Source organism: Rothia sp. CCM 9416, from assembly GCF_048513535.1.
Classification (GTDB): Bacteria; Actinomycetota; Actinomycetes; order Actinomycetales; family Micrococcaceae; genus Rothia.
Map to the genome: position 1 here is coordinate 44,824 of NZ_JBLXXR010000004.1, position 12,817 is coordinate 57,640.

Annotated in this window: 11 protein-coding genes; 7 read left to right on the forward strand and 4 right to left on the reverse strand. The window is 58.4% G+C overall.

Annotation, left to right across the window (positions count from 1 at the left end):
• Window positions 1–2: 2 nt before the first annotated feature.
• Window positions 3–1,481: a fumarylacetoacetate hydrolase family protein gene (locus ACN080_RS03175; protein WP_419111034.1), complete on the reverse strand. Its 1,479-nt coding sequence runs from the start codon at window positions 1,479–1,481 to the stop codon at window positions 3–5.
• Between the two features lie 173 nt (window positions 1,482–1,654).
• Here ACN080_RS03175 and ACN080_RS03180 point away from each other — a divergent pair, with 173 nt between their 5' ends.
• The 4 genes from ACN080_RS03180 to ACN080_RS03195 all read left to right on the forward strand — a co-directional run bounded on the left by ACN080_RS03180 (window position 1,655) and on the right by ACN080_RS03195 (window position 7,073).
• Window positions 1,655–2,041, forward strand: coding sequence for a hypothetical protein (locus tag ACN080_RS03180; RefSeq protein WP_419105397.1), 387 nt, complete (start codon window positions 1,655–1,657; stop codon window positions 2,039–2,041).
• 270 nt (window positions 2,042–2,311) lie between these two features.
• Window positions 2,312–4,186: an FAD-binding monooxygenase gene (locus tag ACN080_RS03185; protein WP_419113027.1), complete on the forward strand. Its 1,875-nt coding sequence runs from the start codon at window positions 2,312–2,314 to the stop codon at window positions 4,184–4,186.
• A 26-nt stretch (window positions 4,187–4,212) separates the two neighbouring features.
• A complete protein-coding gene (locus ACN080_RS03190; protein WP_419113028.1) occupies window positions 4,213–5,685 on the forward strand; it encodes an APC family permease in 1,473 nt (490 codons plus the stop codon).
• Between the two features lie 41 nt (window positions 5,686–5,726).
• Entirely contained in the window at window positions 5,727–7,073 is a 1,347-nt protein-coding gene (locus ACN080_RS03195) for a flavin monoamine oxidase family protein (RefSeq protein ID WP_419113029.1), read from the forward strand.
• 80 nt (window positions 7,074–7,153) lie between these two features.
• On the opposite strand, the gene ACN080_RS03200 is transcribed toward ACN080_RS03195, so the two are convergent.
• The 3 genes from ACN080_RS03200 to ACN080_RS03210 all read right to left on the reverse strand — a co-directional run bounded on the left by ACN080_RS03200 (window position 7,154) and on the right by ACN080_RS03210 (window position 9,938).
• Window positions 7,154–7,537: a hypothetical protein gene (locus ACN080_RS03200; RefSeq protein ID WP_419098870.1), complete on the reverse strand. Its 384-nt coding sequence runs from the start codon at window positions 7,535–7,537 to the stop codon at window positions 7,154–7,156.
• A 94-nt stretch (window positions 7,538–7,631) separates the two neighbouring features.
• Window positions 7,632–8,228: a hypothetical protein gene (locus ACN080_RS03205; protein WP_419113030.1), complete on the reverse strand. Its 597-nt coding sequence runs from the start codon at window positions 8,226–8,228 to the stop codon at window positions 7,632–7,634.
• A gap of 156 nt (window positions 8,229–8,384) precedes the next feature.
• Entirely contained in the window at window positions 8,385–9,938 is a 1,554-nt protein-coding gene (locus ACN080_RS03210; RefSeq protein ID WP_419113031.1) for a PLP-dependent aminotransferase family protein, read from the reverse strand.
• A gap of 397 nt (window positions 9,939–10,335) precedes the next feature.
• Here ACN080_RS03210 and ACN080_RS03215 point away from each other — a divergent pair, with 397 nt between their 5' ends.
• From ACN080_RS03215 to pdxT, 3 genes are all read left to right on the forward strand, one after another.
• Window positions 10,336–10,932, forward strand: a complete 597-nt coding sequence (locus tag ACN080_RS03215; protein ID WP_419098867.1) for a hypothetical protein — start codon at window positions 10,336–10,338, stop codon at window positions 10,930–10,932.
• A gap of 200 nt (window positions 10,933–11,132) precedes the next feature.
• Window positions 11,133–12,047: a pyridoxal 5'-phosphate synthase lyase subunit PdxS gene (gene pdxS, locus ACN080_RS03220; RefSeq protein ID WP_419111038.1), complete on the forward strand. Its 915-nt coding sequence runs from the start codon at window positions 11,133–11,135 to the stop codon at window positions 12,045–12,047.
• Between the two features lie 71 nt (window positions 12,048–12,118).
• A complete protein-coding gene (gene pdxT / locus ACN080_RS03225; protein WP_419105392.1) occupies window positions 12,119–12,697 on the forward strand; it encodes a pyridoxal 5'-phosphate synthase glutaminase subunit PdxT in 579 nt (192 codons plus the stop codon).
• Window positions 12,698–12,817 lie beyond the last annotated feature (120 nt).

Genomic DNA, 12,817 nt, shown 5'->3' on the forward strand with positions numbered 1-12,817 from the left:
GGCTATTCGCTTCCCTGCTGGGACTGGACGAAGGCCTGGTAGGCTTCCTTCCACTGTCCGGTGGGCGGGAAGAGCCCATCCACGGGGTTGCCTTGGGCTACGCGCTGGGCTACCCAGGCGTCTTCTTCTTCCTTAGCCTGGGCGGCGGCGGCTACCTCATCGACCAGATCTAGGGGGATCACGATAACCCCGTCATCATCACCTACGATGACGTCTCCCGGTAAGACGGTGGCGTTTCCGCAGGCTATGGCAACATCTGATTCCCAGGGGACGTGGCGGCGGCCCAGGACAGCCGGGTGGGGGCCCTGACTAAAGACGGGCAGGCCGATCCTTTGGACTTCTGCGTAGTCGCGTACACCGCCGTCTGTCACAACACCGGCAGCTCCCCGGTGCTGGGCCCGCAGGGCTAGGATGTCGCCCAGGGTGCCTGACTGGGAGCTTCCCCGTGCCTCAATGACGATGACTTCCCCGGCTTGGACACTGTCAAAACAGCGTTTCTGAGCGTTGTAGCCGCCACCGTGGCTCTTGAAGAGGTCCTCACGGTTAGGGACAAAGCGCAGGGTTTTGGCGGTACCTACCAGCTTGGTTCCGGGGGTCTGGGGGTAGACCCCTTCAATCACAACGTTGTTGAGGCCGCGGGCTCGGAGCTGGGCCGAGAGGCCAGCGGTGGGTAGCTCCTGGAGCAGGGCGCGGGTTTCCTGGCTGAGGGCCGGCTTCTCTGGTAGGCCTGCTTCCTGGCGGGAGCCCCAGGCTTCTTCAACCTGGGTTTCGGTGGTGGCAGGCAGGTTGCCCAGATCCGGGTCAAAGTTCCCCTCCCCTTCGATAACGCGGGTGGAGAGCTTGCCGCTGGTGGGGGAACCGGGGGCAGTGGGGGCATCTACCTCCACCTCGACTAGGTCGCCGGGAACCAGCACCGAGGAACCTGCCGGGGTGCCGGTGAGAATAATGTCGCCGGGCTCTAGGGTCATATGCTGGGATAGGTCTGCCACGAACTGGGCCAGGGGGAAGATTAGGTCTTGGTCGGTGGTTCCGCTTTCCTGGCGGAGTTGGCCGTTGACCCAGGTGCGCACACGCAGCTGGTCAGGTTGGACGGTAGAAGCATCAATGTAGTTAGGCCCTACCGGTGTGTAACCGTCACGGCCTTTGGAGCGCACGTTGGAGCCCTTATCGGCGGCCCGGTAGTCGTAGATTCCTAGGTCGTTAGCTGCGGTGATATGGGAGATGTGGTCCCAGGCCTGGCTCTGGCTGACCCAGCGGGCTTCCTTTCCTACAATCAGGGCGATTTCGCCCTCGAAAGCCAGTAAGTCGGTGCCTTGGGGGCGGGCTACTTCACCTGATCCGGTCAGGGAGCTGGTGGGTTTGAAGAAGTAGGAGGGGGTGGAGGGCCGGCGGCCTCGCTGGGCGGCTCGGGATTCGTAGGCCAGGTGCACAGCGATGATCTTGCCGGGGGCTGCGGGTAGGGGTGTGGGCTGATCTGCCATAGAGTCTCCTCCTCGAGCTCTGGTATTTCACCGAAAATCGTATATTATTTTCACACATTAGCAAGTAATCAGCGTCACAACAAGGGGGAGGGTAGCTAGCCTTCAAGCAGGCAAGCTAGTCCCCTCCACACAACAAAGCAAAAGCCTCGGCGCTTCTGTTCTTGAAAGGAAAAATGATGAAGGAGCCATACCTCATCGGAGTCTATGCAGCCGATGCTGGAATCAAAGGAGAATTATCCTACATCCTAAGGAAAGTCAGCGGGCGCCAAGGTTGCGCCCTCTGCGACATCACCCACGGCTACAATCCCCTGGGCAAGAAAGAGTGGAAAGAAGCCTGCCAGACCCTACCACTGCCCCTGAGAACCCTGCACCTCAACCAAGGCACCCCCCAGCTCAAAACCCTGATACCAGATGAGCAGGCACCCGCTATCGCCTACATCTGCGGGGAAGAGTCCCGTATTTTAGTTACCTCCCAGGAACTCCAGGGCTGCAACAAGAGCCCCCAGGCCCTCCTTGAACTCATCAAAAAGAAACTTTCTGGCCTACACCCCACGGAATAGGCCCTTAGAAAGGCCCTGTAAAAGTTTAGTCACCAGAGCCTAGAAGGCCGTTCCTGGATCAGGGTAGGCCAGCACAGCCAGTAAGGGCAGCTCCCTCGGGCCTGAGCCAGCACTCCCTCAGCAAAAAGAGCACCTATCCCTTGTTGCCCGGTCTGGTATCGTATATGATTCAAATTAGTTACCGACATCACACCCCTGGGGGCTTGGGTCTTCCAACACACCCAAACTAAGGCGTACAAGGACGTACCCCAACACACCGTAAGGAGCAGTATGCACTTCCACCACAACGGTTATATTTCCCGCGATCCGCGCATCCAAGAAGCTGCTGACTACGGCATCGACCGCCCCAGCGACCTGCCAGAAACAATGGATGTGCTCATCGTCGGCTCAGGCCCTGCCGGCATGATCGCCGCAGCCCAACTCTCCCAATTCCCCACCGTCAATACCCGCATCATCGAACGCCGTGAGGGCCGCCTAGAACTCGGGCAAGCTGACGGCATCCAGGCCCGCTCGGTCGAAACCTTCCAGGCCTTCCGTTTTGCCGAAGAGGTCATCCGGGAGGCCTACCACATCACCGAAATGAGCTTCTGGAAGCCCGACCCCCAAAACCCCCAAAACATTATTCGCGGTGCCCGCCCCGTCGATGACCCCCACGACATCAGCGAATTCCCCCACCTAATCGTCAATCAGGCCAGGGTGCTGGACTACTTCGCAGAATACGCCCGCAACTCCCCCGGCAGAATCACCCCCGACTACGGCATTGAATTTCTGGGGCTGAGCACCGACGAAAGCCAGGAATACCCCCTAGAAGTCCGCCTGTGCCACAGCGCTGGCCCCCAGCAGGGGCAGGAGTTTAGCGTGCGCACCAAATACATCATCGGCTGCGATGGAGCCCGCTCAGCTGTGCGCAAGGCCATCGGCCGCAAGCTGACCGGGGACGCCGCCAACCACGCCTGGGGCGTCATGGACGTCATCGTCAATACTGACTTTCCCGATTGGCGCATGAAGTGCGCTATCAGCTCAGCCCAGGGATCTATTCTGCATATCCCCCGAGAGGGTGGGCACCTGGCCCGGGTCTATGTAGACCTTGGCGAAGTCCCAGCAGATGATAACCACGCTGTACGTTCCACCCCCATCGAAGAGATCATTGACCGCGCCAACGCCATCTACCACCCCTATAGCATCGACGTTAAAGAGGTTGCCTGGCACTCGGTCTACGAAGTAGGCCACCGGCTGACAGATCACTTCGATGACCGCAGCACAGAAGAAACCCACCCGCGGGTTTTCATCACCGGTGATGCCTGCCACACCCACTCCGCCAAAGCAGGCCAGGGCATGAACGTCTCCATGCAAGATGGCTTTAACATCGCCTGGAAGCTGGGGCATGTCCTCAGCGGCCGGGCCCCCCAAGCCCTGCTCGAAACCTACTCGGAAGAACGCCAGGAAGTAGCCCAGGACCTGATCAACTTTGACAAAGAGTGGTCAACCCTCATGGCCACCAAACCCGAAGACCTCCCCAGCCCCGAATACCTCGAAGAGTTCTACGTCAAGACAGCCGAGTTCCCGGCCGGCTTTATGACCTGCTATAAGCCCTCTTTACTGACCGGTGGCACCGAGCACCAGCACCTGGCTGAAGGCTTCCCGGTGGGTAAGCGTTTCCGCTCGGCCCGGGTCAATCGGCGGGAGAATTCCTACCCCCGGCACCTGGGCCACGAGGCCACTGCCGACGGTCGTTACCGGCTCTACGTCTTTGCAGATGCAGCCCACCCCGCCGCAGAAGATTCTGCGGTACGAACCCTGAGCAACTTCCTCGTTTCGGACCCCCAATCACCTTTCGTGAAGTTCCGGGCCCAGGGCCAAGACTTTGACGCGCTCATTGAGCCCCTGGTGATTTACCAACAGGTCCACACCGAGTTTGAGGTCACCGATGTACCAGCAGCCTTCCGCCCGCTAGTTGGCCAGCACCAGGTGGAATACTGGGAGAACATCTACTGCCGCCTGCCAGAAGAAGATATCTTTGAGCAACGCGCTATTAGCCGCGATGGTGCTGTCATCATCGTGCGCCCCGACCAGTACGTGGCCGCAGTGCTACCCCTCAATGACCTGCAGGGCATCAGCGACTACTTCAACGGAGTCTTCCAGTAAGACTACTCACAGATGGGAGGCCCCCAGTGCCCCAGAACCTTCAGCAGACCCGACCGGGCATAGGAACCACGGCCCTGGTCTTCATGATTATTGCGGCCTCGGCACCACTGACCGTGCTAGCCGGTGGAGTCCCCACCAACTTTGCTGTTGCAGGGATTCTGGGGGTGCCCCTGGGCTATCTAGCCATCGGGCTCATCATCTTGCTCTTCACCGTAGGCTACGTGGCCATGAGCCGCTCTATTTCCAACGCGGGGGCCTTCTACGCCTACATCACCGAAGGGCTGGGTAACCGCCAGGGAATCGCCGCTGCCATCTTGGCGCTGGTCTCCTATAACCTCATGCAGTGCGGCCTCTACGGGCTCTTTGGCTTCTCCCTGGCCGCCTTTCTCAGCACCCTCTTTGGCATCCACATCTCCTGGTGGGTCGCGGCCCTGCTGGGCTGGGTATGTGTAGGTTTGCTCGGAGTTGCCAGCATTGACCTGTCAGCAAAAATCCTGGGACTATTGGTAGCCCTCGAGTTCCTGGTAGTTATCATCGTCAGCGCCCTCGCCCTCACAGAGCCACCCGAGGGGATCTCTAGCCAGACCATCGAGCCACAGGATTTTTTCACCACCGGCATCGGAGTTCTCTTAGCCTTTAGCATTGCCGCTTTTATGGGCTTTGAATCCGGTGCTATCTATTCAGAAGAGGTCAAAGACCGCAAACGAACTGTTGCTAGAGCAACCTACATTGCAGTGACCCTCATTGCCCTCTTCTACGCTGGCACGGCATGGGCTTTTGCCATGGGAGTGGGGCCAAGCGCCATCATCGCTCAGGCTCAGGAATACGGGCCAGATCTGGTTTTTGTCTGGCTGGCTGAACGCTCACCCGCCCTGGCACACACCGCTAACGCTCTCTTCATCACCAGTCTTTTTGCCGCCCTGCTGGCCTTCCATAATGCTGCTGCCCGCTATTTCTTCTCCCTGGGCAGGTCACGCGTGCTGCCAGGCCTACTAGGGCGGGCGAGCACATCAGGTTCCCCTCTCTACGGGTCAGCTCTACAGACCGTCCTAGCCCTACTGGTCCTGCTGATCTTTGCCGTCCTGGGCCAAAACTCTGAGCACGGGGAGCTCTACCCGGTACTGACCCTCTTTACCTGGTTCACCAACGCGGCAGCCTTTGGGCTGGTCTTTCTACTGACCATCACCTCAGTAGCAGTCATCTGCTGGTTCGCCCACAATCCAGCCGACCATTCCCTCTGGGTGCGCCTCATAGCCCCCGGAGTCTCGGCGCTGGCCCTTGCGGTAGTTGCCTTCCTCATTCTCTGGAACTTTGACATCATGATCGGCTCCCAAGACGGCTCCCCCCTGGTCTATGTCATGCCAGCAGTCATCATGGGCTCCGGGGTACTGGGTTTGGCCTGGGGCCACTACCTCAAACACCGCAGGCCCGATGTCTACCAGGCCATCCGCCACCTTGACCATCAGGAATCAACAGACCCCGGTAGCCAGCCCTCATGAGGCTCAGGCTACTGAGGTGCCACAGAAAGAAGGTCCCCACCATGACCACACAAAAAGTAGCAGTAATTGGAGCTGGCTTCGCCGGCCTAGTGACCGCCCGAGAACTTCAAACCCTGGGCTACCAGGTAGAAGTTTTTGAAGCCCGGAACCGCATCGGGGGCAGAGCCTGGACGGAAAACCGCATGGGTCAAGACCTGGAACTAGGTGCCACCTGGGTCCACTGGATGCAACCCCATATTTGGGCTGAGATTACCCGCTACCAGCAGACCATCTACCCCAGCCCCTCAGACTGTGATGCCTACTGGGTCAGCCAGGGGCAGGTCATTTCAGGTACTGAAAGTCAGATGGATGCCCGCCTTGCTAGGCCACAGGCAAAAATCTTTGAAGGTTCTCGTGACTTCTTCCCCAACCCCCAAGACCCCCTGGCCATCCTGAGGCCCGATTCAAAGGCCTCAGAGCAGTTGCAAGAAGCCTTCCTCAAGGCGGATCAAGACAGTGTTCTTGACCCTCTCGAAGAGGGAGATTTCAGCCAGGAAGAGAAGGATCTGTGTAACGCCTACTGGTCTGCTGGTTACATCGGCAACCCCCACCAGGGGTCATCACTGATGGCTAAGCAGTGGGCGGCTCTGAGCGACCACCGTCTCTCGCTCATGGATGAACAGACCCTCCGTTTTAAACTGACCAATGGTATGCAAGGTATCTACCAGGCTATTGCTCAAGACCTCACCTGCCCTATCCATTTAGAGACCCCGGTCAAAAAGGTGGAGCATAGCGACCAGCAGGTGCGCTTAACCCTAGAAGATGGCCGGCTGGTCGAGGCAGATGCCGTCGTAGTTACCGTCCCGCTGGGGGCGCTAGGCAACCTGACTTTTTCACCTGAGCTACCGGATAAAATTCCTTCTCTGATCCAGCAGAAGTGGAACTCCACCGGTTGCAAGATTTGGATTAAAATCAAGGGCCATCATAAGATTCTGGGCTACGCCCCTAGCCCCGCAAAGATTAATGTCTTCCGCAGCGAGTTCTTTCTGGACGACGGTACCACCATTTGCGTAGGTTTTGGCTCCGATCACAGCCAGGTAGACCTCAACAGCCTTGAGGATGCCCAAGAAATCCTCAACCAGTGGCGCCCCGACCTTGAAGCCATCGACTGCACTGGTCATGACTGGGTCGATGACCCCTGGAGCGGACAAGCCTGGGCCACCTTGAAGAAGGGGCAATTTACCGATGGCTGGCACCATTTCGAACAGGATATGGGCCGCATCTACTTTGCTGGGTCCGACTATGCTCGCGGCTGGCGAGGTGTGGTAGTAGACGGAGCCATTGAAACCGCCTACCGCACCAGCCGTAAGGTAGCCCACGATCTAGGTTCTGCCGCTCAGGAATCCTAGGATCTAGCGCCAGCTGAAAATATGCACTTAGTGCCCTCCACTAGCGACTGGCCCTATCTGCCTCTGACCGGCAGGTAGGGCTAGTTCTTTTTGTTGGCCTCGTCGATACGCTGGGCCAGGCGTTCTTTTTCCTCAGCTTCTCGGCGTTTGGCTTCGGCTTCACGGCGGGCGCGTGCCTCGGCGTAGAGCTTGGCGGAGGAACGGTTAACACCGGTACCTTGGCCCAAGGAGGGGTCATTGGGTTTTTCCACCAAGATAAGGGTGGCGCACATGACCAGGGTGACCACAAAAACAGCACCGCCGATGGTCAGCGCCAAAACGAACTGAGGCCGGTTGGCCGTACCGCCGGTAGCAAAAATAAAGGTGCAGGCAAAGGCAACAGCTGCTAGTACCGCCGCGATAATGAGCGGGCCGGTCACCTGCGCCTTAAACCCTGACCGGGTTGGTTCACTCTTCTGAGCCACAGACTTCTTCCTCCTGAATTGGTAGTCCCACCAGTCTACGGGGTGGCCAAGGGTTTTATGCGCCCCGCCACCGCTAGGGTCACAGGTAGCCCTGCTAGGGCTCCTGGGGTTTGTTTGCCTGAGCGCGCAGAGTAAGCGCCCCGATCAGCACAAAAACACCTGCTAGCAGGGCACCGCCACCGGCGGTTCCCATAATGGCCTTGTCTCCGATCTCTGAGACCACCGGTAGGGCGGCCGCAGACAGAGTGATGATCAGGCCTTCCAGCTGCCAGTCACGGGCGGCAGGGTTCCACTCTTGAGAGCGCATACCGGCTAGAACTTTAAGAACACCGGTCAGGCCAAGAACCAGGGCCCCTATGAGGGTGAGCCAGAACTCCCCGCGCGGCGCCAGAAGCATCAGAGCGCCACCGGCGGCTTGAACTAAGGCTATTGAAGTAAACCCCTGAGCAGAAACCCTGTCCCCGGCAGGAGCAAGCGCACGCGCCGTCAGGTAGGAGGCTCCCGCATAGCCCAGCAGGTAGAGCGCCAGCATTATAGTAATGACCGTCAGGGTCGGGGCCTGCCAAAAAACGGTAACCAGCCCAAAGGCCAGGAAGACCAGGGCCTGAACCAGGGTAGGGCTTGCAAGTGCCCCGGCCAGTAGCCGGTCGGTGGGGTGGAGCTCAGATTTGTTCTTAGGTTCCTCAATCACCCTCTTAGTCTACCGCCCTCCCTCGACCCTGTGGCCTGGAAGATAGCACAGGCTTAGCTACGAAGATATTCCCACCCAGGGGATGAGTAGCTCTCTGGGGCTGAGCAGAAGGGCCGACAGGCCAGGGTAAATCTCTGAAGACATCAACAGGCTCTCTTAGACTGAAGGGCGCATCAAGATAAAACGCAGGCGCTCTAGAGCAAGAGCAAGGTCCTGGTCCTTAAGGGCACCAAACCCTAAAACTAGCCCTTGCGAGTGCTCTAACCCCAGGGGAGAGCCAGGGGACAGCTCACTTTCCTGGGACCAGTAGTCGCTCAGAGGGGCCAAAACTACCCCCACCTCACGGGCTCGCTCCAAGGCACAGGTCTCAGTGAGCCCTCCCTGCCCCGGCAGGATCAGCATGGCGTGCAAACCACCTTCCATCAGAACCAACTTCACTCCGGGAATCTGCCCCAGAGCCTCACGAACGAGCTCCCGCCTCCGTCGGTAGACCCTACTCATCCGGGCAGTATGGCTTCGCAGCCCGCCCCGGGCCAGAAAATGAGCTAGAGCATCTTGAACCAGGCAGGGCACGGGGTTACCCAGAGTATCCCGAAGATCCAGTAATTCTTGAGCTAGCTGCGGGGGTGCTAGAAGGTAACCCAGCTTAAGACCGGGAGCTAGCAACTTAGAAAAAGAACCTAGGGTAAGGACTCGACCCTGCTGGCTCTGCCTACCAGAAACTAGTTGGGAAGATAGCAGGGGGGAACGGTCAAGAGCGGCCAGGGTGGGCAGAGGGTCACCTCGGTAGCGCAGTTCAGAATCATAATCGTCCTCCACGAGGAGCACTTGCTGCTCCGCAGACCAGGCAAGTAAATCCAGACGACGGCTCACCGGCATGGAGGTGCCCAAGGGGTACTGGTGGTTAGGTGCCAGCAAGACTAGATCCGGGCGATCTTTACCGACAGGTAAGCAGTCCGGAATCAGACCGCAGGAATCAACCGGTATAGGGATGATCTGGTGCCCAAAGGTTTGGGGGATTTTACGCAAGTTAGGGTAACCGGGATTTTCTACTGCCACCCTCAAGGGGCGCTTACGCTGCCGAGCACGCAGAGCCGTAAGAAGCAGGCGAAAACCCTCCCTGGCACCAGCGGTGATCAGTAGCTCCTCTGGGTCCCTGTAGGTGGCCCGTATGAGCCTCAGATGCTCTGCCAACTCTGAGCGTAGGGCTAGCGACCCAGCCGGGGGGTGGCTGCTCAGAGGGGCTGCCACGGCGGTTCGCCAGGCCGCTCGCCAGCTGGCGCTGGCCAGCAGGGAGGTATCGGGTTGACCGGGCCTCAGGTCAAAAAAGTTGCCCTGAGGGGGGCTTGTTTCTGGCTGCTGGACTTGGACGCTAGCTGGCCCTGGGATGAGGTATTCTTGGCCGGCGCCGGAGGGTTGAGCAGGATCTTGGGGCCAGTGAGCCAGTAGTGTGCGTGAGACCCGCGTTCCGCCACGATTACTTGACAGGTACCCCTCACCGGTCAGCTGTTCATAGGCAAAGACCACTGTGCCCCGTGAAACCTCTAACTGGTGGGCTAGCGTCCTGCTAGATGGCAGGTGGTCACCGGCCCTGAGACGGCCAGAGACAATCAGCGCGCGGATCTGCTCAGCGATCTGGGTGTGTAAGGAGAGCCCTGTGCCCCTGCTCAGGCTAAGGGGGAGGTATTTATCCCCTGAGTATTGAGCCACGTGCCCCCCCTTCTGCTCTTCCCTTCTCTAGTGTATCGGCAGATAGGAACCCTAGGATATAGCCTCTCAGCGAACCTGGAATAGGTGCTAAAGGGTCAGAAGATGACACTTCCTGGGCTCCTTCCCCCTGGGCCCAGTGAGGTGCTGGGGGTCTCGTAAGGGGCCTGCCCTTATTCCCAGGCTGCGGATACGAACTCGGAAGGATTCTGAGCACCCAGCCCTATTTGCTATATCTGTAAATATGGCTCCTATTAGGCATTACAGATGCAAAGAATAATTTATTATTTGTTGCCAACATCTCACCGAGAGATGCCTATCTCCATCACCCGAACCAGAAGGAGCTGATAGCATGGGCCAAACACCTTAAACTATCCTAAATATCTCTAAGCAGGTAAAGATGTCCTCCCCCACCCCTCATGTTAGCCGCCGGGCCTTGGCCTGGTCCGCACCCATGGTCCTAGCATCCGCCAGCATCCCGGCCTATGCCGCTTCTACCCGCGAGAAGCAGCCCGCTGTCAGCGGCAACGGTCACGCCTACCACAATTCAGATCAGGACGCTAACTACGACGGCAGTAAGCGCTACTGGCTGACTACCTTCGATGAGCGAAATCCTTACAGCGTAGCTGTTTACTTCACCATTCCTACAGATATCATCACCAACGTAGCGGTGACTTACTGGCTACCAGAAGATAATCTGCAGTTCACTAGCGTAGAGTCCAATGGCTGGGCCACCCCTACCCGCGACTACACCCAGGGTAACGTGGTCACACGTCAAGGTATTACAGAATACGCTTATACCTCCTACTACCAGGGAAGTCTGGCAGCCAGGAAGGGCACCACGCCCTTCCCAAGCTACCTCTTTGTTGCAACCGGCCAAGATGATCGTGACTGGAGCACTTTGAGGGTTAAGTACCGTTATAAGTACACCGCCACCGTTAACGGCCAGGAAAGCATGAAATCACCAGATCAGTACTTCTACCGCCCCGAAGCCTAAAAAGTTCCCAGGTTTACAGGGAACCCCTCCCAGGCCAGGCACTCCAGTCTCACCCCCAGAGACTAAGTGCCTGGCCTGGAGTTTGAGAGGGGCAGAAAATCCAGGCCTGGGGTAAACCCAGGCCTTAAACTATCTGGTCTAAAAAGAATGTGTTTGTCTGGACCTTTCCTTAGACCAGATCTGGGCGCAGACTGGTCACCATGACTGAAAAAACAACCGAGACCGCAAACACCGGCTCACCCCTTGTTAAGCGCGGCCTGGCCGACATGCTCAAAGGCGGCGTCATCATGGACGTTGTCACCCCCGAACAGGCCAAAATCGCTGAAGATGCTGGCGCTGTTGCCGTCATGGCCCTTGAACGCGTGCCCGCCGACATTCGCGCCCAGGGCGGTGTTGCCCGCATGAGTGACCCCGATATGATTGAGGGCATTATCGATGCTGTCTCAATCCCCGTCATGGCTAAAGCCCGTATCGGGCACTTCGTCGAAGCCCAGATCCTAGAGCACCTCAAGGTCGATTACATTGACGAGTCTGAGGTGCTCTCCCCCGCCGACTACGTCAACCACATTGACAAACACACCTTTAAGGTTCCTTTTGTCTGTGGCGCCACCAACTTGGGCGAGGCACTGCGCCGCATCACCGAAGGTGCAGCCATGATCCGCTCCAAGGGTGAAGCAGGCACAGGGGATGTCTCCGAAGCCACCAAACACATTCGCACCATCAAGACCCAGATCGCTGAGCTTCAGGCTCTGCAGGCCACGTCCCCCGACTTGCTCTACGTCAAGGCCAAAGAACTGGCCGCACCCTACGAGCTGGTCCTTGAAGTAGCCCGCACCGGCAAGCTCCCCGTAGTCCTCTTTACTGCAGGCGGCGTTGCCACCCCAGCCGATGCTGCCATGATGATGCAACTAGGAGCAGACGGTGTCTTTGTGGGTTCGGGCATCTTCAAATCCGGCAAACCAGAAGCCCGCGCCAAGGCAATCGTGAAAGCCACCGCCTTTTACAATGACCCCGAGCAGGTTACCGCAGCCTCACGTGGCCTAGGTGAAGCCATGGTCGGCATCAACGTTGCCGACCTGCCCGCACCGCACCGCCTGGCAGAACGCGGCTGGTAAGCCTAAGGGGTGGGGTAACTACGCCCCACCCCTAGCATCTATTACTTTGCCGGGGTAGCGAAAGGGAATCCATGACTTTAACCGTTGGTGTTCTGGCCCTCCAGGGCGGAGTGGCCGAGCACGTCAAGCTCCTAGAGACGCTGGGGGTGAACACTCTGCTGGTCAAAAAACCGGAGGAACTGCAAAGGTGCGATGCCCTGGTACTACCCGGTGGGGAATCAACCACTATCGACAGGCTCACCCGTATCTTTGGCCTACGCCAACCCCTCATTGACGCTATCGGCGCTGGCCTGCCCACCCTGGGCACCTGCGCCGGGCTGATCCTTCTGGCCAAAGACCTTGAGGGCACAGCCGCTGACCAGCAAACCCTGGGTCTGCTCGATGTCACCGTTGCCCGTAATGCTTTTGGCTCCCAGATCGATTCGGCGGAAGCTGAGCTTGCCTGGTGCCAGCAAGAAACCCCGCTGAGGGCAGCCTTTATCCGTGCACCTGCGATTACACGAACAGGCCCCGAGGTAGAAGTCCTAGCCACCTACCGCAAGAAAATAGTAGGCGTCCAAGAGGGCAAACTACTGGGCATCTCCTTCCACCCCGAGCTGACCGGGGACACCACTGTCCACCGCCGTTTACTGGAACTTACCACCGCCTAGCCCTTACCGGGGCACTCCCCGGAATAAAAGGGTTGAGGTTCTAGGGGTGTCAAGAGTAGCTAAGGAAAGGGGAGGGATTTCATTCTGCAGGCCAACTCAGAGGGCTCAAGGCAGTCTAAA